Here is a 19,605-nt window from a genome sequence, read left to right as displayed (position 1 = left end):
CGGGTGGCCCCGCCGCCACTTGAGCCGTACGGCTCGCGGCGGGGCGCCCTGTGTGCGTCGGAGTGCGTGTCAGCGAGTGCGTCAGAAGTTGATCATGTGCCCGGCCAGTCCGTGCACGGCCTCCTTGACCGCCTCGCCGAGCGTCGGGTGGGCGTGCACATTGCGGGCGACCTCGTGCACGGTCAGGTCCCACTGCTGGGCCAGCGTGAGCTCGGGAAGCAGTTCCGTGACGTCCGGGCCGATCAGGTGGGCGCCGATGATCTCGCCGTACCGGGCATCGCTGATGACCTTGACGAAGCCGACCGTGTCGCCCAGGCCGTGCGCCTTGCCGTTCGCCATGAACGGGAACTTGGCGACCTTGACGTCGAAGCCCTTCTCCTTGGCCTGCGCCTCCGTCCAGCCGAAGCTGGCGATCTGCGGCTGAGAGTAGGTCGCGCGCGGGATCATCGGGTAGTCGAGCTCCATCGTCTCGGCGCCCGCGATCGTCTCGGCGGCCACCACACCCATGGACTCGGCGGTGTGCGCCAGCATCAGCTTCGCCGTGACGTCACCGATGGCGTAGATGTGCGGCACGTTCGTGCGCCCGCGGCCGTCGATGTCGATGGCGCCGCGCTCGGTCAGCGCAACGCCCGTCGCCTCCAGGCCGTAGCCCGTGACGTTCGGCGCGAAACCGATGGCCTGCAGGACCTTGTCCGCCTCCAGGATCTCCTGCTTGCCGTCCTTGCCCGTCACCGTGACGCGCACCTGCGGGCCCGACTCGTCGATCGACTCGACGCGGGTCGAGGTCTTCACGTCGATGCCGAGCTTGCGGTACTGCTTGGCGAGCTCCGTCGAGACGTCCACGTCCTCCAGCGGCGCGATGCGGTCGAGGAACTCGACGATCGTGACCTTCACGCCGTAGTTGTGCAGGACGTACGCGAACTCGATGCCGATGGCTCCGGCGCCCGCGATCACAATGGACTGCGGCACGCTGTCGGCGAGGATCTGCTCCTCGTACGTCACCACGCGCTCGCTGCGGCTTGTGCCGGGAAGCAGCTTCGGCGTGGCTCCCGTGGCGATGATGCAGTTGTCGAAGCCGATGGTGGTGGTCGTGCCGTCGGACTTGGCGACCTGGAGCGTGTTCGCGTCGAGGAAGGTGCCCCGGCCGTCGAACTCGGTGATCTTGTTCTTCTTCATCAGGAAGTGGACGCCCTTGACGCGGCCGTCCGCGACGGTGCGGCTGCGGTTGAACGCCTCGCCGTAGTCGAAGGACACGTTCCCGTCGACCTTGATGCCGTACGTCTTCTGCTCGTGCGTGAACAGATGGGCCAGCTCGGCGTTGCGCAGCAGCGCCTTGGTCGGGATGCAGCCGACGTTGAGGCAGACACCTCCCCAGTACTTCTCCTCGACGACCGCGACCCGCTTGCCCAGCTGGGCGGCGCGGATGGCGGCCACATAGCCGCCGGGTCCTGCTCCGAGCACGACGACATCGAAGCGGTCTTCCATGGGGAGGTCCTCTCTGGTGGAACGTAACTCGCGTACGTCCGATCATGCGCCATCCGGCCGCCTCATGGGCGGGCGGGTGCCCGATGGCGTGCCGCTGCCGGGCGGCCCTTTCACCAACCGCCGCTGTGGGCACACCTGTTGGTGATCGGGACCGGGTTCACCTGGCCGTGAGGCACGGGATAGTGTCGCCGCGACGGAGCCAAGACCCATATCCCTGTGGCAGAGGTGGAGAGCGCACTGTGGCCGGTGACGAGCAGCCCGAGATGACGTCCATTCCCTTCGACGTGCCCACGTCGGCACGCGCCTACGGCTGGATGCTCGGCGGCAAGGACAACTACGCGATCGACCGCGAGTTCCTGCTGCAGACGCTGCCCGACTTCCCCGAGTGCGTCGACATCGCCCGGCAGAACCGCGAGTTCCTCTTCCGCGTGGTGCGCCATCTGACCCAGGCGGGCGTCCGCCAGTTCATCGACATGGGCTGCGGCCTGCCGACCGACGACAACGTCCACCAGGTCGCGCAGCGCTTCGCGCCGGACGCCCGTGTCGTCTACGTGGACATCGACCCGATCGTCCTCGCGCACGCCCACGCGCTGCTCGCCGACGACGCCACCACCACCGTCATCACCGGCGACATGCGCGACCAGGACGCGATCCTCGACCACCCCGACGTGCGGCGCCTGATCGACTTCGACGAGCCGGTCGCCGTGCTGTTCCTCTCCGTGGGGCACCACCTGGCCGACGCCGACGACCCCCGCCGCGTGCTGCACACGATCATCGAACGGGCGGCCCCGGGCAGTTACCTGGGCTTCTCCCAGGTCGTCTCCGACGACCCGGAGCGCGGCGCCGCGATGACCGCGCACATCTCCGGCAGCGGCGTCCCCTGGCAGACCCGCACCCCCGGCGAGGTCGACGTCCTGCTCGACGGCCTCGAAGCGGTCGAGCCCGGTCTGGTGAACCTGGTGGACTGGCGCCCCGACGCCGACCAGCCGCCGCTCGCCCCCGTCCACGAGGACCTGTCCCCCTACCTGGGCGCCACCGAGCACAACAAGGGCATCTACGAGTACGGGGGTTTGCTCCGCAAGGGGTAGCAGTACAGAATGGCGTGCATGATCCAGCACCTGACCACCGCCGTGCGGACCTTCGGGGTCCCGTGGCGGCGCGGGTGCGAGCGATCGGGTCGCTAGCTGCCGGAGCGCGTCTCCGCAGTGCTCGGGGTTCCGCTCCGGGCCACCGACCCGTTTCTCGCCACAGAAGGATCACCATGACGGTCACGTCTTCTGCATTTCCCACCTCTCCCGCGCTCCGCGATGCCCGCGTCCCCGCCGACGGCATGTACGAAGGGCGCCGCACCCTGCGCCGCGTGCCCGAGGGCTGGGAAGAGCGTCCATACGACCTGATTGACGTCGTCCCGCAGGGCCGCCTCATCGGCGCCGAGATCCGCGGCGTCGACCTCGCCCGGCCCCTCACGGCCGCGCTGCGCGAGGAGCTCAACCGGGCCCTCCTGGAGTGGAAGGTGCTCTTCTTCCGGGGCGCCGGGATCACCTCGGAGCAGCAGCGCGCCTTCGCTCTCAACTGGGGTGACCTGGAGACCAATCCGCTGCTCGCGCGGGGCTCGGCCGATGATGTCGTCCGGTTCGACAAGGGCGGCAGCGCCACACCGACGTACGAGAACGTCTGGCACGCGGACGTCACCTTCCGCGAACGGCCCGCGCTCGGTGCCGTCCTGCAGCTGCGCGAGGTGCCGCCGGTGGGCGGCGACACGATGTGGGCGGACATGGCGGCCGCGTACGACAACCTCCCCGACGACGTGAAGGCGCGCATCGAAGGGGCGCGGGCGGTGCACGACTTCATCCCCGGCTTCGCCCGCTTCTACGGACCCGAGAAGCTGATCCCGCTGCAGGAGCAGTTCCCGCCGGTCACGCACCCGGTGGTGCGCAGGCACCCGGAGACCGGGCGGCGGACGCTCTTCGTGAACACGTCGTTCACCACGCACATCGTGGGCATGGAACGCGAGGAGAGCGACAGGCTGCTCGGCCATCTGGTGCGGCAGGCGCATGTGCCGGAGTACCAGGTGCGGTTCCACTGGCAGGCCGGCGACATCGCGTTCTGGGACAACCGCGCCACCCAGCACTACGCGGTCGACGACTACGCCCCGCACCGCAGGGTCGCCGAGCGCGTCGCCATCGCGGGCGACCGCCCGTTCTGATCCGTTTCGCTCAAGTCCGCATCGTCCGCCGCCACTTGACCTCGCCGTCCTGCCACTCGTCCGTGGGGCTGAGCCCCGCAGCGGTGGCGACGGCGGCCGATGCACGGTGGTCCGGGTGGACATGGGCGATGACGCGTCGCACGTCCGGCTGCCCCGCAAGCCAGTTGACGAGCCCACGGGCCGCCTCCACCGCGATGCCCCGCCCCTGCCACGGAGTCCCGATCACCCAGGCGACCTCCGCGACGAGTCCGGGGCCGTCGGGGACGAGGGTCGCCTGCACCGTCCCGGTCAGCCGGTCCTCGTCGCGCAGCCGGACCACCCAGTTGCACCAGGAGACCGCCGGGTCGGGGGACCCGGCGGTCATCCGCAGGTAGCGGGCGCGCAGCGCGTCGGGACCGTCGGGAGCACCACCGATGAAGGTGTGCAGGGCCGGGTCGGACAGCACGCCGGCCATCTCGTCGGCGTGCTCGACCGTCAGGGGTACGAGGACGAGGTGGGCGGTGGTGATCTCTTGGGCGTCGATCCGTGTCATGGAAGGACATCCTTCAGTGGGCCGGAGCGGCGCGCGGCAGCGGCCCCGGCAATGGCGGCAGGGCCGGCCCCGGATCCCTGTGATGTGCGTCATGCGGACGTCGCCCGGCCCGCTCGCCGGGGCAGACTGGCAGCTGGATCAAGGGGATCAAGGGGATCAGGGGATCGAGGAGGAGCCGGTGGACCGAAACGCGCGACGCGCGGTCAAGGCGGTCAACGCGGGCCGGGCAGGTGCCCGTTGACCACTCAGGCGCAGTGCACGCTGTCCGATCTGCTGGTCCTCGACAAGACGGCGGAGGACAGCTACCAGGCCCCCGTCGTCGTCGAGGAGAGCTTCCCCCTGTACGGCGGGCAAATCGCGGCCCAGGCCCTGCTCGCCGCGGGTCTGACCGTGTCGGGGCGTCAACTCCCGCGCTCGCTGCACGCCGCCTACCTCCTGCCCGGTGACACCACGGCCCCCGTCGACTTCGAGGTGGAGCGGGACCGGGACGGGCTCTCCTTCTCCGCGCGCCGGGTCGTCGCCCGCCAGCACGGCAGGACGGTCTTCACCATGTCGGCCTCCTTCCACGAGCCGTCGGCAGGCCAGGACACCCAACTCGGCGAACACCCGGCCCCCACACCGCCGGAGGAATCCGAACCCTTCGAGATGGGGCGCTTCCCGCTGCTCGAATGGCGGCTTCCGGCGCAGACCCAGCCGTGGGGCCGGGGCAGGCCCACGCGGCTGTGGGCGCGCACCAAGGACACCCTCCCTCAGAACCCGCTCCTTGACGCCTGCGCCCTGACGTACCTCTCCGACGTGTCGACCGGCATCTCCGGCGTCAGCGGCGGCGGCAAGTACGCGGGCATCACCCTCGACCACACGGTCTGGTTCCACCGCCAGGTCAGCTTCGACTCCTGGATCCTCCTCGACATGATCCCGAAAACCGTCGCGCAGGGCCGCGGCTGGTACACCGGCGGCATGTACACCACGGAGGGAACACTGGCGGCGAGCCTGGCCCAGGAGACGCTGTTCCCTCCGGCCGGACCGCAACGGTGACCGCGTGTTCAACTTCGGCATCGCGGGCTACGAGCCGCGGTGGACCAACAGCCCTCGCGCCGCCGAGGCCGCACACGGCCACCGGCTGCGGGCGCTGACCGGCCGCCCGCTGACCGGGGAACAGCCCGTCGACTGGCCGGGCTTCGCCCTGCGCCGGCACGTGAACGCGCTGCCCGGACCACGGGCCCTCCTGGGCCTGCCCCTCCAGGACGACGAGAACGGCCTGTCCTTCGACCCACCGGACGCGCTGTCCCGACCGGTCACCCGGCGCGCCGCCCGGTAGCCGGGGTCAAGGCGCGATCCCCACCCCGTCGATCCTGCTCCACGCCTTCTCCTGCGCGGCCGTCATCGCCGGCCAGGAGAGGCCGCCGGGGCGGGGCCTGATGCGTGCGGCGTACGGTGCGGGGCGGAAGTCCGGGGTGTAGAAGCATCCGCTGCCGTACCGCTCGTCGAAGGCTGCGCAGGACCTTGCGATCGAGTGTGGGGTCGGCTTGTTGTCCGTTCGGGCCCAAGTGTCCAGCATAGACAGGGAATTGGCGTACTCCGAATCGCTCAGTGCGCTGTGCTCCGTCTCCGTCGTGAAGGTCTGGACGAGGTGGCTCTCCCGGCCCGCGCCGCGCAGCGTGGCGCGGTAGGCCGCCTCGTGCTCGACGAAGGCCGTCGGGTCGTCGATCGCGTGCAGGGTGAGGACCGGGATCGGCACCCGGCCCGTGAGGTCGCTGTCGTAGGAGAGGTCACGGCGGGCCGTGGGGTCGGGCGAGAAGCGTTCGACACCGGCGTTGAGGGCCTTGTCGTCGTGTGAACCCGAGTACTTGACGCCTCGGTTGCCGAACGGATTGCGGCCGTCGAGGCGGCTCGCCACGATGTCCCGGAAGGTGAACGTCGCGAAGCGCAGATGCGATTCGATGGCCCGTTCCGGGATGCGGGTGACGGCGAGGATGTCGTCGAGGTTGCGCTGCTGCAGGGCGGTTCTGTCCGCCGGCGGTGACGCGTAACCGGTGCATTCCTGGAGGCGGGAGCGCAGGCCCGCGGCCGTCATGGTGGAGTCCGCGCGCAGCCCCTGCCACAGCGGGTACTTGGGCTCGCTGGGCCGGGGATGGTTCTGGCAGTAGTACTGGTAGACCACCCGCAGGTCGACGCGGTAGTCGTAGCCGCGCGAACCCCCGCCGAGCACACCGCTGGTGAGCAGCGCCCCGTCGTACACCCCCGGCCGTGCGCCGTACGTCTCCGCGACCTTGGCGGCGACGTTGCCGCCCCAGGACTGGCCGTGCACGTAGGTGCGCCGCGGCGTGCCGAACTCCTTCACGAACAGGCGGCGTACGTTCTCGGTGTCGGCGGCGGCCATCCGCGTGCCGTAGCCGCCGCGACGGTAGGCGGAGCCGGCCCAGGCGTATCCCTCGTCGACCATCACCGCCCACCGCTCCAGGTCGTCGGCGCTGCGGGCGGGGTCGGACGCGTCGCCGAGGTCGGGGCCGCCGTGGGCGTGCACGACGAGGGAGCCGTTCCAGTCCGAGGGCACCGCCATCGTGTAGTGCGCCCCGTTGGCGTCCTGCCCGCTGTAGCACCGCGCCGTGTCGAGCAGGCGGGGCGGGCAGGTCGTGGGTGCCGGGCCCGGGGTCTTGGCCTGGGTGTCGGTCGCGGTGCCGAGCGTGCCGAGCAGCACGGCGGCGAGCGCGGCCGCCAGGGCCGCCGGGCGGAGCCGGCGGAACTGCGATCGCCGGGGCAGGGGCGTCGGTGCGTCAGGTGTGCTCATGGAACGGCTCCCCGTGGGTGCGCGGTGCGCGGTGCTCGGTGGTCGGCGTGAACTTGCGCTGCGAGCCGGGATGTTAGGAACCGCCGGGGGCGAGGGCCACCGTTTGGATCATTGCGTTCATAGTGTTCGGCCGGTGCCGCTACCGCACCAGGCAGGGGCGCTTGCCGTCGAACTGCCAGCCGGGGACCAGAAAACGCATCGCCGCCGCGTCGTCCCGTGCGCCCAGCGCCTTCTCGCGGTAGAGCTCGTGGGCCGCGATGAGGCGGTCCATGTCCAACTGGACGCCCAGACCTGGGGAGTCAGGGACGGCGATCTCGCCGTCGACGATGCGGGGCGGGTCGGTGGTGAGCCGCTCCAGGCCCTCCTGCCAGATCCAGTGGGTGTCCAGGGCGTTGTACTCACCGGGGGCGGCCGCCCCGCAGTGCGTCACCATGGCCAGGGAGATGTCGAAGTGGTTGTTGGAGTGACAGCCCCAGGTCAGGCCCATCGCATTGCACAGCTGGGCGACGCGCACCGAGCCCTGCATGGTCCAGAAGTGCGGGTCCGCCAGGGGGATGGAGACCGACTGCAGGGCCAGGGCGTGGGTCAGCTGCCGCCAGTCGGTGGCGATCATGTTGGTCGCGGTGGGCAGGCCCGTGGCGCGCCGGAACTCCGCAAGGATCTCCCGCCCGGAGTAGCCGCCCTCTGCCCCGCAGGGGTCCTCGGCGTAGGCGAGCGTGCCGACCAGCGGCCGGCACAGCTCGACCGCTTCGGGCAGCGACCACGCACCGTTGGGGTCAAGGGTGATCCGGGCCTCGGGGAAGCGGTCCTTGAGCGCGCGGACCGCCTTGACCTCATCGGCGCCCTCCAGGACACCGCCCTTCAGCTTGAAGTCACGGAAGCCGTACAGGTCGTGGGCGGCCTCGGCCTGCCGGACGACCGCCGCGGGCGACAGGGCCTCCTTGTGCCGGACGCGGTACCACTCGACCTCGGAGTCGGGTTCACGGACGTATTCGAGGTCGGTGCGGTCGGGGTCGCCGACGTAGAAGAGATAGCCCAAAACACGGACCGAGTCCCGCTGTTGGCCGTCTCCCAGGAGCGCCGCGACGGGTACGTCGAGGTGCTGGCCCAGCAGGTCGAGCAGGGCCGACTCGACGGCGGTTACGGCGTGCACGGTGGTCCGCAGGTCGAAGGTCTGGTCCCCCCGGCCGCCGGAGTCACGCCCCGCGAAGCGCTCCCCGACCTGCTGCAGCACCCGCTTGTAATCGCCCGACGTCGCGCCGACGACCAGGGATTCGGCATCCCGCAGAGTCTGGGTGATCTTCGCGCCGCCGGGCACTTCGCCGAGGCCCGTACGTCCTTCGGAGTCCTGGAGGACCACCACGTTGCGGGTGAAGTAGGGGCCGTGTGCGCCGGAGAGGTTCAGCTCCATGGAGTCACGGCCTGCGACGGGATAGACGGCGTACTGGGTGATGGTCGGCTGCGCGGCACTCCGGTTGCTTCTCTTGCTCATAGTCGACAACGTCCTTGTATGGAGGGGGAGTTAAGGCGCGGACGCCAACTGGGCGGTCAGGTGGCCCGGTGCGCCTCCAGGCCGAGGCCGCCGTCGTCCCCGAAGCGCGTGAGGGGGAAGGAGAGGGCCCCGCATGCCATGCCGTCGCGCATCTGCCGGGTGGCGTCCTCGGGCTCCGTCCTGTGCCGTGTCATGAATCGCGTCCTTGTATGCAGATGGCGTTCGTATATGAGAATGGAGGCTAAGTTGGTGAACGTGAGCGGGTCAATGGGCGCGGTGAAACGGATTTGCGATGGGCCGCATGCCGGAGAGTGCAGGGTTCCGCGGGGCGGACAGAGGCGTCCGTGGAGTGAAGTCGGCCGCCCGAACCTTCGCGTTGCTGGAACTCCTCGCCGGGCGCGGCGACCGGCCGGCCCGCCTGGACGAACTCGCCGCTCGTCGGCTGCGGCTGGGTGCGCTCCGACATGACCGGTTCGCTGTACGGCATCGGGGTCCGCGCACTGCTCACCGGTACGAGCGCGGCTCGACGGCCCCTACGTCGTCTACCTCGCCACCCGCGAGTCGCACGAGTATCTGCGCACCATCAGCAGAGCAAATCGAGAACCTGCCGTCACCGGGGGCGGGGGAGCCGGACTGGTGCTGACCGGTGGCGCAGTGACTGGCGGCCGCGGCGCAGGTGGGCCTGTTCGGCCGCGTTCTCGGTGCGGGCGATGGCTGCCTCGTAGGCCAGGGCCGCTTCCTCCGGGCGGTTCAGGCGGCGCAGCAGGTTCGCCCGGACGGCGTGGAAGACGTGGTAGCCGTCCAGGGCGAGACCGTCGACCAGGGCCAACGCCGGTTCCGGGCCCTCGACTTCGGCCACCGCGACCGCGCGGTTGAGCGCCACGACCGGGCTAGGGGCCACCGCCATCAGCTGGTCGTACAGCTGGCGGATCTGGCCCCAGTCCGTGGCGGCCGCGGTCGGCGCGTCGCTGTGGACGGCGTTGATCGCGGCCTGGATCTGGTACGGGCCGGGACGGTTGCGCCGCAGGCAGCGGCGTACGAGGTCCTGGCCCTCGTCGATCAGGGCGCGGTCCCAGCGGGTGCGGTCCTGGTCGGCGAGGAGGACGAGTCCGCCGTCCGGTGCCGTGCGGGCCGCACGCCGTGAAGCGGAGAGCAGCATGAGGGCCAGCAGGCCGAGGGCCTCGGGTTCGTCCGGCATCAGCTCGGCGAGGAGACGCCCCAGGCGGATCGCCTCCGCGCAGAGGTCCTCGCGGACGAGCTCGTCACCCGAACTGGCCGTGTGCCCCTCGTTGAAGATCAGGTAGACGACCGCGAGCACCGCGCGCAGCCGGTCGGGCAGGTCGGCGTCGCCGGGGATCCGGTACGGGATGTGCGCGTCGCGGATCTTCCCCTTGGCCCGCACGATGCGCTGGGCCATGGTCGGTTCCGGTACCAGGAACGCGCGGGAGATCTCCGTGGTGGTGAGCCCGCCGAGCAGACGCAGGGTGAGCGCAACCCGCGCCGCCGGGGCGAGCGCCGGATGGCAGCAGGTGAAGATCAGGCGCAGTCGGTCGTCGCGCACGGGTCCCTCCTCTCCGAGGGGTCTTTCCTGGGCGTGCAGCAGGGCGGCCTGGGCGTGCTGGTCGGCGCGGGACGCCTCCCTGCGGAGCCGGTCGATCGCGCGGTTGCGGGCGGTGGTGATGATCCAGCCCGCCGGGCTCGGCGGCACGCCGGCGGACGGCCACCGCTGGACCGCCGTGGTGAACGCCTCCTGGACCGCCTCCTCGGCGACGTCGATGGAGCCGAAGACGCGGACCAAGACGGCCACCGCGCGCCCGTACTTCTTACGGAAGACGCGCTCGACCACCCCGGCGGTGACCTCGGTGATGTCGGATGCCATCAGCGGGAGTCGGGCCGCAGCGGGCGGACCTCGACCGGCAGGGTCGCGGCGCGGGCCAGCTTGCGGCCCCAGGCGAGCGCCTCGTCGAGATCGGCCGCCTGGATGACGGTGAACCCGCCGACGTGCTCCTTGCCCTCGACATAGGGGCCGTCGGTGGTGAGCACGTCCTCGTCCTTGAGCCGCAGGACGGTCGCCGTGCTCGCCGGGAAGAGCCCTCCCGTGAACACCCAGGCGCCCGACTCCTTGAGCTCGGCGGTCAGCGCATCGAGGTCGCGCATGATCGGTTCGAGGATCTCCGGAGCCGGGGGCTCGCCGTCGGGCTGGTAGACGCTGAGCACGTACTGGTTCATGGCTGCTGCTCCTCGGCGGATCGCGCTGCGGGCCGGCCCGTTGCCGGTCTCTCACCCTCCATACGAACGGGGTGGCGCCGGATCGACATGATGAATGACGACGAGGCCTCATCCCACCGTCAGGGGAGAGGCCTCGTCCAGCCCATTGCCTTCGGAAGGCTCCGAAGGCACAGCAGGTGCAGCGGGCTCAGAAGGTGCAGCGGGCTCAGCAGGTTCAGAAGGAGAAGGCGGCACCTTCAGAAAGGCTCGCGCCCATCTCGCAGTTGTTGCTGAAGGTGGCGGACCACGCGACTCGTCTGCCCTGCCACACACCGTCGACGGTGACCACGACGGGCTTCCACTCCTTGGTGCAGGCCACACCGGACGCCGTGCCGACCAGCTCGGCGAACTGCCCGTCGACGGAGTTCAGTTCGGCGCACGCGGCGGCCGCCGAGGGGTGGCTCCCCGAGGCCTTGGGCATACAGGTCAGGGTCACCGCCCGCTGCATGGTCGCGGTGGCGGCGTCGTTGCCTTGGCCGACGGCGAGTACCAGTGACGAGGGCGAGTAGAGGCCGCTGGGGGCGGTCGTCTTGGCCTGGGCGGTGCCGGTCGTTCCGGACATCACGCAGGCGGCCACGAGGGTGGTGGCGCCCACCGTCTTGAGGAAGAAACGCACGTCAGCTCTCCTTTGATGCGGGTGTGTTCCTGATTGCGGACAGGAGTCTTGCCGGTGCGGAGAGTGAGCGCCAAACTCATGGTCGATTTCCGGATGCATGTGTTCGCTGAGCGGTAGCCGTATGGCTGTTCGGGCAGCTCAGGGCGGGCGTGGCGGCCGCGCGAGGGGTGTCCAGCATGTGGACCGGAGGCGGTGATGCAAGCCGGAACAACCTTCTGACCTGCAGTTTTTGGTGATTCCATTTTCTATCGGAATCTGGGGTCGACCGGAAAGCATCGGTGCTATAGGCGCGAGACATATGCGCGGCGGTCACGGAACGTGCGGCGCAGATCGTCGACCCAGGCGTCGGGGATCTCCCAGGGGATGAAGTGGCCGCCGTTCTCGTGCGCGGTGATGTTGACGTGGTGGTACCACTCGGCGCGGTCGCCGCTGAGCCAGTTCTGGACGCGCTGTTCGGGGGTGGTGACGCCGGGCGGGTTCTCGTGGGCGACGAACGTGATGCCGGTGGGGGCCTCGACGACCGGGCTGCGGTCGTGGGACGGGGTCCACGGGTAGCGGTTGGCGTTGGCGTAGTAGCGAATCGACGTGCCGATCGCGTTGTTCACCCAGAAGATCATGGCGTGCGTGAGGAGGTCGTCCTTGGAGAAGACGTTCTCGACGTCGCCCTTGCTGTCGCTCCACTTGGTCCAGCGTTCCAGGATCCAGGCGAGCAGGCCGACCGGTGAGTCGCTCAGCCCGTGGGCGAGCGTGCTCGGGCCGAGGACGTGTACGGCCAGGTGGGCGGCGAACCGCCGCTCCAGGGAGATGAGTTGGCGGTGTGCCGGCTCGGGGAGGCCCTCGAGGATCGGGTGGCCGCCGCTGAGGTCCCAGCCCCGGTCGCCGTTGAACAGGGTGAGCTTCAGGGCGGAGCCGATGTGGATGCCGTGCAGTTCGTCGGCGTACTTGTGGCCGAGCTGGCCGGTGACGAGGGCGCCGACGTCACAGCCCCCGGCGGCGTACTTCTCATGGCCGAGCGTGTCGGTCATGAGGGTGTGCCAGAGGTCGGCGACCTTCACGAAGTTCATGTCGGGGTGATCCGGCAGCGGCGTGGAGAAGCCGAAGCCGGGCAGCGAGGGGACGATGACGTCGAACGCGTCGGCCGGGTCGCCGCCGTACGCCGCGGGGTCCGCGAGGGGATCGATGACCTTCGACCAGTGCCAGAAGGTCCACGGCCAGCCGTGCGTGAGGATGAGCGGCGTGGGGTCGGGTCCCACGCCCGCCTTGCGCATGAAGTGCACGGGTACGCCGTCGACGCTCACCCGGTAGTGCTCATAGGCGTTGATCGCGGCCTCGGCCTTGCGCCAGTCGTACCGATGGAGCCAGTAATCGGCCAGCTCCTGGAGGTAGACGCGGCTGACGCCGTAGTAGCCGTCGTCATTGCCCGTGTCATCGAACCACCGGGTCAGGCGCAGTCGCGTCCTGAGGTCGTCGAGGACGGCTTCGGGTACGTGCAGGGGCGCCGGTTCCAGGGGGAAGCGGGCGGTGGCTGCCATGAGATTCCTTCCGGGATGGACGGGATGGACGGGATGGACGGGATGGACGGGATGGACGGTGGGGACGGGAGGGAGAAGCGGCCGCGCCACGGTCATCGCTGCCCCCGGCCGCGCGGCGCCACCAGGCCGGACTCATAGGCCAGGACGACGAGTTGGGCGCGGTCACGGGCGTGGAGTTTGGTCATGGCCCGGTTGACATGGGTCTTCGCGGTCAACGGGCTGATCACCATGCGGTCGGCGATCTCGTCGTTGGACAGGCCCTGCGCGACCAGGGCGACGGCCTCGCGCTCACGATGGGTCAGCCCCGTCAACTCGGCGTCGCCGCCGATGGCGTGGGGCGGCTGCGTGACGTACCGGTCGATCAGCTTGCGGGTGATCGACGGGGCGAGCAGCGCGTCGCCGCGCGCGGCCACGCGCACGGCGTGCAGCAGGTCCTCGGGCACGATGTCCTTGACGAGGAATCCCGCGGCTCCGGCGCGCAGCGCGTCGAAGACGTACTCGTCGAAGCCGTAGTTGGTCAGGATCACGACGTGCACCCCGGCAAGCGCCGGGTCGGCGGCGATGAGCCGGGTCGCCTCGATGCCGTCGACGACGGGCATCTGGATGTCGATGAGCGCGATGTCGGGCAGGTGCTGCCGGGCCAGCGCCACGCCTTCCTGCCCGTCGGCGGCTTCGGCCACCACCTCGATGTCGTCCTCGATGTCGAGGAGCGCGCGGAAGCCGCTGCGCAGGAGCGGCTGGTCGTCGACCAGCAGGACACGGATCACGACGTACGCTCCACGGGCAGCTCCGCACGGACGGTGAAGCCGCCCTCGCTACGGGGTTCCGCGTGCAGGCGGCCGCCCAGTGCGGTCACGCGTTCGCGCATCCCGAGCAGCCCGACGCCGGGCGCCGGCGCCGAGTCCGGCGATGCCTTCCCGTCGTCGTCGACCCGTATGGCCAGGGCGTCCGGCCGGTAGTCGATCCGGACCGACGCCGTGCTCGCCGACGCGTGCCGGGCGATGTTGGTGAGCGATTCCTGGACGATGCGGTAGGCGGTGCGGTCCACCGTGGCCGGCACGTCGTGCCGTCGCCCTTCGATCGTCAGCGTCGCGTCAAGTCCGTTGCCGCGGGCCCGTTCCACCAGCTCCGGTACGTGCGCGAGCCCGTGCGGCGGAGTCTTGCCGTCGTCACGCAGCGCCTCCAGGGTCGCGCGCAGCTCCCGGGTCGCCTCCCGGCCGGCGTCCCGGATCGCCAGGAGGGCCTCCGGCACCTCTTCGCCGCGCTTGCCGGCCACATGGACGGCGGCCTCCGACTGCACCTTGATGACCGAGATCTGATGGGTGAGCGAGTCGTGCAACTCCCGCGCGATGTGCAGCCGTTCCTCGTCGGCACGGCGCCGCGCGGTCTCCTCGCGGGTGCGCTCGGCCTCGTCGGCCCGCCGCTCGGCCTGCCGCAGCGCTTCCCCCGCGGCGCCGGCCGCGATCAGCCAGGCGATCTCCAGGGCGCCGCGGGCCCGTGCGAACGCCTCGCCCGTGTCGTGCAGGGAGACCAGGGCGGCGAGCGGAAGAGCGGCCAGCATCAGCACGCTCGCCGCCACCGTGAAGACGCGGTGCCCCGCGCGCACGGCCGCGTACACCGCGAACAAGAAGGCGACGGCCGGCACATCGAAACCGGCCGCCTGATACCCCGCCGTGCACAGCCCGGTGACGGCCAGGACGGGAAGCGGAGCCCGGCGGCCCGCGGCGAGCGCCAGGCCGCTCGCCGCGAGCAGCGCGTAGCCGACGAGCACGTCGAGATCCGCGGCGGAGTGCTGCCCGGACCGCCCGGCGATCAGCAGCACCGCCGCCACGCAGACCGCGACCACCCCGTCCCTGACACCAGCCGGAACGCCGAACCTTCCTGTGCTCATGCGCGCACCCTAGCCGGACGCCGTCGCGGGGGAGTCCCGCTCACGAAGGGGCGGCCGCCTACCGCGTACGCAGTACTTCCGCGCCCCCTGCCGCAGCCGCAGCAGCACGAAGTGTCTGCGCCTGCTGGACGACCGGCGGTGCGCCCGGCGACAGGATCGGAGGACAGCCACACCTCGTGAGCAAGCCGTGAGCAAGCCGTACAAAGAAGAAGCAGGAGAAGGACATGATCTCGTCAGAACCCCTGATGACCGCCGCCGACGTGTACTCCATGAGCGCCGGACGCCTCGGAGCCACCACGGCCGCCGTGTTGGGGCTGATCGGCGTCGTCATCGGCGGTCTCGCGCTGGCCCGCCCCGCCGGTCGCATCGGCACCGGCACCGGGTGGCTCGGAGCCGGTGCCGCCCTGGCGGCGGGGCTGACCGCCGTGGCCCTGGGCGGTCTGGTCACGGCCACCGCCGACGGCGGCCTCGGCACCGGCAACGGCCTCGGCGGGGCCGTCGTCGCCCTGGTGGTGGGCCTGATCGCCATCGTCATCGGCGGTCTTGCCCTGGCCCGCGCCCGCCGCACGGCGTCGGCCGGCCGGCCCGGGACCACGCCAGGGCGGCGCCCGCTCACCCCAGGGTGACGGTCACCCGCTGAGTGGCCCCCAAGGTGGCGCTGAGATCGCCGAACGTCAGCTTCAGCGAGGCGCCCGTCGTCGCGGACGTGACGGTGGCGGGCTTGGACGTCACCGCGGACACGGCACGGTTCCAGGTGAGCGTCAGGGACGTCTGCGCGCGCATCGGATCGCTGACGCAGACGACCGCGGTGCCGTCGCTCTTCTCGCTGATCTGGACGGAGCAGGGAGCGCTCGCGGTGAGCGGGCCCACCGTGCCGCCGAACCAGAAGTTCACGCCGGTGAAGCCCTGCGCGGGCACGGATACGCCTTGCTGGTCATCGGAGTTGGCGAGGATCCGCAGCCATCCGGTGTCCGCGGACCTGGCCGCCGTCTGGGCCGCGGAAGCGCCCGGCATCAGCTGATAGGCGTACGTGCCGTTTGTCGGGGCGGTGCCGTGATCGACGTACAGCGTGAGGTACTTGCGGGCGATCGCGGTCGTGGCGCCGCCCTTGTTGATGTCGCTCCACTTGCCGGAGCGCTCGTCGCGCAGCGCCTTCACCGTCGCGCCGCCGGGGAAGACATAGCCGCCGTGGCCCCCGATGTGGGCCCACTTGGCGCCGGAGAGAGTCGCCGACCAGGGCGTGCTCGTCGGCTTGCTGATGCCGTCGACCTGGAAGGGGGCCGTGCCCGTCGGGCCGAGGTTGCGGTTTTCGACGGTCGACTCGACCGCCGCGCCGTCCGTGCAGACGATCCCGGCACCCAGGCAGACGATCGTGTCGTCCAGGCAGAACCACGATTTCTTCGCCCGCAGCGTGCTCTGCAGGCCCTTCAAGTACTGGCCGATGGCGGCCCGTTGGCCGTCGCTCGCGCCGCCCACCCACTTCACGTCCGGCAGCGACGCGCCCCAGTCGCCGCCCGCCGCGTCCGCGAGCGGCTTGCGGGAGGCCGTGATGCCGGGCAGCCGGTAGGGGTCGACGGTGGGCCAGAAGGCGTCGCTGTACTGCCCGTTGGCGTAGCTGTCGCCCCACCAGTAGAGCATTCCGGAGCCGGTGTGCCAGCCGCGCAGATTCTCGCCGTTGCCGGTTTCGTAGTACGTGATGCGGGGGTCCGCCATGCTGATCGACGCCGCCCAGCCGGGGCGCCGGTGCGTGGCGCGGGCCATGTTGGTGAAGAGGCGGTGCCCGGTGGGCTCGGCGGCCGGGGTCACGGAGGTGTCGTCGTCGACTCCCTTCAGACGGGCGAGACTTGTCAGGCCGAGCGAGGGGTCGCTCAGGGGCGGGCTGTAGTAGTCGCGGCGCATCCAGCCCTTGACCAGGCCGCGCCAGCGGGCGTTCTCCGCCGCGCTCGCGCCCTGACCGAGCAGCACGATCGCGGACATGATGGGGTGGCCGCGCAGATGGTCGTCGGCCTGGATCTTCTTGGCGTCGGACGCGGAGAGGCCGCGACTGATGGCGCGGCCCGAGACGCCGTCCATCACAAGGCCGTTGTAGAGGAAGGGCGCCCAGGCCTTCTCGACGGCGTCGAAGACGATCTGCCGCTTGGTGTCGGTGACCTCCCAACTGGAGCCGCGCAGCAGCGAGAAGAGCATGCCGAGACCGCCGAGCATCACCGATCCGTACGACCCGGTGTAGGGCACGGTGGTGTGCTGGATGAACGAGCCGTCGGTGTAGAGGCCGTCGCCGGTCGTCACGTAAGGGAAGACGGGGGACAGCGCGTCACGGGCCAGTGCGATCTTGGCCGAGCTGCCGCCGACGACCCCGCGCAGGGCGAGCACCCGGCACAGGTCCACGCGGTTGGCGCCGGTGCTCGTGCCGGTGTAGCTGCCCACCGCGGAGTCGGGCACGAAGTGGTCGACGGCCTTGCAGTAGTTGGCCACTTGGGTCGCCGACAGGTGGTCGTACATCAGCACGCAGACGTCGAGGAGGTGCTGCGGGGCGCCTATCTGCCAGCTGTACCAGTTGCCGAACCGCGCCTGGTTCTCGTTGTAGACCTGCGTGTAGAGGTGGTCGAGGCCGGTGAGGATGCCGGCCTTGAGGGCCGCGTCGCCGGTCAGGCCCGTGCCCTCCTGGCGGTAGGCCTGCGCCATGGTGTTGAGCCTGCTGTAACCGGTCACCACGTTCGCCGAGTAGCCGTAGGACTCCTGGTCGGTGTCCGGCTCGGGGTCGGCGTACGAGGCGTCGGGCCACAGGGATCCCGCCGCCGGGGCCATGGTGTCGCGCAACTGCCGTGCCGTGGCGCCGAGTTCAGCAAGACGGCTCTTGAAGGGCTCGGCAGTGGGGGAGAAGCCGCCGCCCAGGACGAGGGTGCGCCACTTGGCGCGCAGCGCCTCGTACGCGTCGGCGGTCGCCGCCTCCACGGAGGGCGGCAGTCCCGTGGCGGTCAGGGCGAGCGCGGAGGCGCTGGTGGTGAGCAGGAAGGAGCGGCGGGACCAGGGAGAGTGCATGGGTTCTCCGATGGTGGTGGGCGGGGGGAGGGAGCCGGGAGGGGCGGGGCGCGCGAGGGGCAAGCGCTTTCTAGCATGGGTGTGCGCCACCGCTCAATAGGTCTAGACGTCTTCGCGCTGTAGCGTCGGGTCCATGGAAGATCACGCGGTGGTGGATGTCGGCGACGTACGCCTGGCCTATCGGAGCTGGGGCGACCCGTACGGCGCTCCCGTCGTGCTGCTGCACGCGCTCGGCGGCTCATCGGCGAGCTGGGACGAGGTCGGGCAGATGCTTGGCGAGGAATGGCGTGTGTACGCCCTTGACCTGCGCGGGCACGGCGAGAGCGACTGGCCCGACGAGTACTCGTTCGAGCTGATGTGTGAAGACGTGCTCGGTTTCCTCGACGAGCTCGACCTCGACCGCGTCGGCGTCGTCGGCCACTCCATGGGCGGCGTCGTCGCCTATCTCCTGGCCGAGGAGCACCCCGACCGCGTCGAGCGCCTCGTCCTGGAGGAGGCGCCGCCGCCCTACCCGCGTGCACCGGTCGAGGCCGAGCGCCCCGAAGGACCCATCGACTACGACTGGCCCGTGGTCCCCGCCATCCGCGGCCAGGTGGACAGCCCCGACCCGCAGTGGGCCGAGCGGCTCGGCGAGATCGTCGCGCCGACGCTCATCGTGGCGGGCGGGCCGGACAGCAGCATGTCGCAGGCGCGGATCCCCGACATGGCCGCGGCGATCCCGGACTCCCAGCTGATCACGATCCCGGTCGGGCACTCGGTCCACGAGGTCCAGCCACGTCAGTTCGCGCAGCAGGTCAGCGAGTTCTTCAGCAGCTGACGGCGCCGGGTCATCGGCAGAGCGGGTGCGGGGCGCGGACGGACCGCGTCCCGCACCTGCCGCGTTCGGGGGTTATGCGGGCCGGGGCCGTGACTGGTAGAGCCGGGTGTAGTAGCGCCCTTCGGCCTCAAGGCCTGTCGGGTCGTCGCCGGCCTTGAGGACCTGGTCGACGGCGCTGCGCTGTTCCTCCAGATCGCTGAACAGCCGCTGCGGATAGGTCCGTTCGGGATCGGTCTCGGTGGCGAGGCCATGGGCGTCGAGGGTGGCCAGGATCTCCTGGAAGGGCACCGTGCGCAGGACGAACGCGCTCACCCAGACCGGCAGGGCCGTCGCGTCGAGGAGCGCGCCGAAGGTGCGGTGCGTGATGTAGCCGATGCCTCCGGTGACGGTGATCAGACCGACACGGGAGACGGCGCGGCGCAGCTCCGCGCTGGGCGGGTGACGTTCGAGGTTCTCGGCATACGCCTCGTCGAGGAGCCCCACCTCAAGGGCGTAGCGCGTGGCGTTGTCGGCCGTGTCGAGGCCGATCACGGGGACCGCGCCCGCCCGCCGGCGCGAGGCGTAGAACTCCTTGTCGCACTCGATGAGTTCACCCCGTGTGAGGCCGTTGGTCGTGGGCCCGGTGTAGTGCGCGTACAGCTCCGCGAGCGAGAGGTCGTGGTTGAGGAGTGCCGCGTTGATCCCGTACGAGCAGCAGAGGTCGAGGACCGTGACGGGGAGGTGGGTGCCGCGTACCGCGGACCGCTGGGCGAGCGTGCGCCGGAAGACGTCCTGGGCCTGGTGCGGTATCTCGTACTGAAGGGGGGAGAGCGTACGGAAGTAGGCGCGGGGGTCAGGCTCGTTGTAGATGTCGTCGAACCGGGTCTTGCCTGCCGGGGTGGTGGTCCGGGCACGGGTCATGAGGCATCCTTCCTGGTGCTGAGCGGAGGATCAACG

The 19,605-nt window shown here is 70.6% G+C and carries 19 protein-coding genes and 1 pseudogene; 7 read left to right on the top strand and 13 right to left on the bottom strand.

Features of this window, described 5'->3' with window-relative positions:
- Positions 1-81 precede the first annotated feature (81 nt).
- Entirely contained in the window at positions 82-1,485 is a 1,404-nt protein-coding gene (lpdA, locus tag AB0G47_RS16295) for a dihydrolipoyl dehydrogenase (protein WP_360769515.1), read from the bottom strand.
- A gap of 263 nt (positions 1,486-1,748) precedes the next feature.
- Between lpdA and AB0G47_RS16290 the strand changes: the two genes are divergently transcribed.
- Together AB0G47_RS16290 and AB0G47_RS16285 are read left to right on the top strand one after the other, a co-directional pair.
- Entirely contained in the window at positions 1,749-2,573 is an 825-nt protein-coding gene (locus AB0G47_RS16290; protein WP_360769512.1) for an SAM-dependent methyltransferase, read from the top strand.
- A gap of 173 nt (positions 2,574-2,746) precedes the next feature.
- Positions 2,747-3,691, top strand: coding sequence for a TauD/TfdA family dioxygenase (locus tag AB0G47_RS16285; protein ID WP_360769510.1), 945 nt, complete (start codon positions 2,747-2,749; stop codon positions 3,689-3,691).
- A gap of 10 nt (positions 3,692-3,701) precedes the next feature.
- Here the strand turns inward: AB0G47_RS16285 and AB0G47_RS16280 are convergent, their stop codons facing one another.
- Positions 3,702-4,223 (bottom strand): GNAT family N-acetyltransferase, encoded by a 522-nt coding sequence (locus AB0G47_RS16280; protein ID WP_360769507.1) that lies wholly within the window; start codon positions 4,221-4,223, stop codon positions 3,702-3,704.
- Between the two features lie 237 nt (positions 4,224-4,460).
- Between AB0G47_RS16280 and AB0G47_RS16275 the strand changes: the two genes are divergently transcribed.
- Both AB0G47_RS16275 and AB0G47_RS16270 read left to right on the top strand, forming a co-directional pair.
- Complete coding sequence (locus tag AB0G47_RS16275; protein WP_360769504.1) at positions 4,461-5,258, top strand: acyl-CoA thioesterase domain-containing protein; 798 nt, start codon at positions 4,461-4,463, stop codon at positions 5,256-5,258.
- Positions 5,259-5,262: 4 nt separating this feature from the next.
- The gene (locus AB0G47_RS16270) at positions 5,263-5,541 is read left to right on the top strand and encodes a hypothetical protein (RefSeq protein WP_360769501.1); all 279 of its coding nucleotides are present in this window, start codon (positions 5,263-5,265) and stop codon (positions 5,539-5,541) included.
- Positions 5,542-5,547: 6 nt separating this feature from the next.
- On the opposite strand, the gene AB0G47_RS16265 is transcribed toward AB0G47_RS16270, so the two are convergent.
- The 3 genes from AB0G47_RS16265 to AB0G47_RS16255 all read right to left on the bottom strand — a co-directional run bounded on the left by AB0G47_RS16265 (position 5,548) and on the right by AB0G47_RS16255 (position 8,697).
- Positions 5,548-7,011, bottom strand: coding sequence for a DUF6351 family protein (locus AB0G47_RS16265; RefSeq protein ID WP_360769499.1), 1,464 nt, complete (start codon positions 7,009-7,011; stop codon positions 5,548-5,550).
- A 139-nt stretch (positions 7,012-7,150) separates the two neighbouring features.
- Positions 7,151-8,503, bottom strand: coding sequence for an enolase C-terminal domain-like protein (locus AB0G47_RS16260; RefSeq protein ID WP_360769497.1), 1,353 nt, complete (start codon positions 8,501-8,503; stop codon positions 7,151-7,153).
- A gap of 56 nt (positions 8,504-8,559) precedes the next feature.
- Positions 8,560-8,697, bottom strand: a complete 138-nt coding sequence (locus AB0G47_RS16255) for a hypothetical protein (RefSeq protein ID WP_360769494.1) — start codon at positions 8,695-8,697, stop codon at positions 8,560-8,562.
- A 107-nt stretch (positions 8,698-8,804) separates the two neighbouring features.
- Between AB0G47_RS16255 and AB0G47_RS16250 the strand changes: the two are divergent.
- A pseudogene (locus AB0G47_RS16250) lies at positions 8,805-9,094 on the top strand (IclR family transcriptional regulator); the annotation flags it as partial.
- A 19-nt stretch (positions 9,095-9,113) separates the two neighbouring features.
- Here the strand turns inward: AB0G47_RS16250 and AB0G47_RS16245 are convergent.
- The 6 genes from AB0G47_RS16245 to AB0G47_RS16220 form a co-directional block, all read right to left on the bottom strand.
- Positions 9,114-10,382, bottom strand: coding sequence for a sigma-70 family RNA polymerase sigma factor (locus tag AB0G47_RS16245; protein ID WP_360769491.1), 1,269 nt, complete (start codon positions 10,380-10,382; stop codon positions 9,114-9,116).
- On the bottom strand, positions 10,382-10,732 hold the full coding sequence (locus AB0G47_RS16240) for a YciI family protein (protein WP_360769488.1): 351 nt from the start codon (positions 10,730-10,732) through the stop codon (positions 10,382-10,384). Before AB0G47_RS16240 ends, AB0G47_RS16245 begins: the two co-directional genes overlap by 1 nt.
- A gap of 214 nt (positions 10,733-10,946) precedes the next feature.
- Positions 10,947-11,387 (bottom strand): subtilase-type protease inhibitor, encoded by a 441-nt coding sequence (locus AB0G47_RS16235; protein WP_360769486.1) that lies wholly within the window; start codon positions 11,385-11,387, stop codon positions 10,947-10,949.
- A 281-nt stretch (positions 11,388-11,668) separates the two neighbouring features.
- A complete protein-coding gene (locus AB0G47_RS16230) occupies positions 11,669-12,919 on the bottom strand; it encodes an epoxide hydrolase (RefSeq protein ID WP_360769483.1) in 1,251 nt (416 codons plus the stop codon).
- Between the two features lie 92 nt (positions 12,920-13,011).
- Positions 13,012-13,686, bottom strand: a complete 675-nt coding sequence (locus tag AB0G47_RS16225; RefSeq protein WP_360769481.1) for a response regulator transcription factor — start codon at positions 13,684-13,686, stop codon at positions 13,012-13,014.
- Positions 13,683-14,810: a histidine kinase gene (locus AB0G47_RS16220; RefSeq protein ID WP_360769478.1), complete on the bottom strand. Its 1,128-nt coding sequence runs from the start codon at positions 14,808-14,810 to the stop codon at positions 13,683-13,685. Before AB0G47_RS16220 ends, AB0G47_RS16225 begins: the two co-directional genes overlap by 4 nt.
- Positions 14,811-15,034: 224 nt before the next feature.
- Between AB0G47_RS16220 and AB0G47_RS16215 the strand changes: the two genes are divergently transcribed.
- On the top strand, positions 15,035-15,436 hold the full coding sequence (locus AB0G47_RS16215; RefSeq protein WP_360769475.1) for a DUF6223 family protein: 402 nt from the start codon (positions 15,035-15,037) through the stop codon (positions 15,434-15,436).
- Here AB0G47_RS16215 and AB0G47_RS16210 read toward each other — a convergent pair.
- Positions 15,423-17,852 (bottom strand): polysaccharide lyase 8 family protein, encoded by a 2,430-nt coding sequence (locus AB0G47_RS16210; RefSeq protein ID WP_360769473.1) that lies wholly within the window; start codon positions 17,850-17,852, stop codon positions 15,423-15,425. The genes AB0G47_RS16215 and AB0G47_RS16210 overlap by 14 nt on opposite strands.
- Positions 17,853-17,985: 133 nt before the next feature.
- On the opposite strand from AB0G47_RS16210, the gene AB0G47_RS16205 reads away from it, so the two are divergent.
- Complete coding sequence (locus tag AB0G47_RS16205) at positions 17,986-18,669, top strand: alpha/beta hydrolase (protein WP_360769470.1); 684 nt, start codon at positions 17,986-17,988, stop codon at positions 18,667-18,669.
- 72 nt (positions 18,670-18,741) lie between these two features.
- Here AB0G47_RS16205 and AB0G47_RS16200 read toward each other — a convergent pair whose 3' ends face one another.
- A complete protein-coding gene (locus AB0G47_RS16200; protein ID WP_360769467.1) occupies positions 18,742-19,569 on the bottom strand; it encodes a hypothetical protein in 828 nt (275 codons plus the stop codon).
- Positions 19,570-19,605: the final 36 nt, after the last annotated feature.

It is taken from the genome of Streptomyces sp. NPDC021622 (assembly GCF_040640795.1).
Lineage (GTDB): Bacteria > Actinomycetota > Actinomycetes > Streptomycetales > Streptomycetaceae > Streptomyces.
The sequence above is the reverse complement of the archived record's forward strand: the minus strand, read 5'-3'. Positions and strand labels throughout refer to the sequence as shown.

Bases quoted from the DNA above. Each gene is read 5' to 3' on its own strand.
- AB0G47_RS16255 (WP_360769494.1), bottom strand. From the start codon at position 8,697: ATGACACGGCACAGGACGGAGCCCGAGGACGCCACCCGGCAGATGCGC.
- AB0G47_RS16215 (WP_360769475.1), top strand. From the start codon at position 15,035: ATGATCTCGTCAGAACCCCTGATGACCGCCGCCGACGTGTACTCCATG.
- AB0G47_RS16290 (WP_360769512.1), top strand. From the start codon at position 1,749: ATGACGTCCATTCCCTTCGACGTGCCCACGTCGGCACGCGCCTACGGC.
- AB0G47_RS16285 (WP_360769510.1), top strand. From the start codon at position 2,747: ATGACGGTCACGTCTTCTGCATTTCCCACCTCTCCCGCGCTCCGCGAT.
- AB0G47_RS16220 (WP_360769478.1), bottom strand. From the start codon at position 14,810: ATGAGCACAGGAAGGTTCGGCGTTCCGGCTGGTGTCAGGGACGGGGTG.
- AB0G47_RS16200 (WP_360769467.1), bottom strand. From the start codon at position 19,569: ATGACCCGTGCCCGGACCACCACCCCGGCAGGCAAGACCCGGTTCGAC.
- AB0G47_RS16280 (WP_360769507.1), bottom strand. From the start codon at position 4,223: ATGACACGGATCGACGCCCAAGAGATCACCACCGCCCACCTCGTCCTC.
- AB0G47_RS16210 (WP_360769473.1), bottom strand. From the start codon at position 17,852: ATGCACTCTCCCTGGTCCCGCCGCTCCTTCCTGCTCACCACCAGCGCC.
- AB0G47_RS16240 (WP_360769488.1), bottom strand. From the start codon at position 10,732: ATGAACCAGTACGTGCTCAGCGTCTACCAGCCCGACGGCGAGCCCCCG.
- AB0G47_RS16260 (WP_360769497.1), bottom strand. From the start codon at position 8,503: ATGAGCAAGAGAAGCAACCGGAGTGCCGCGCAGCCGACCATCACCCAG.
- AB0G47_RS16230 (WP_360769483.1), bottom strand. From the start codon at position 12,919: ATGGCAGCCACCGCCCGCTTCCCCCTGGAACCGGCGCCCCTGCACGTA.
- AB0G47_RS16245 (WP_360769491.1), bottom strand. From the start codon at position 10,382: ATGGCATCCGACATCACCGAGGTCACCGCCGGGGTGGTCGAGCGCGTC.
- AB0G47_RS16265 (WP_360769499.1), bottom strand. From the start codon at position 7,011: ATGAGCACACCTGACGCACCGACGCCCCTGCCCCGGCGATCGCAGTTC.
- AB0G47_RS16205 (WP_360769470.1), top strand. From the start codon at position 17,986: ATGGAAGATCACGCGGTGGTGGATGTCGGCGACGTACGCCTGGCCTAT.
- lpdA (WP_360769515.1), bottom strand. From the start codon at position 1,485: ATGGAAGACCGCTTCGATGTCGTCGTGCTCGGAGCAGGACCCGGCGGC.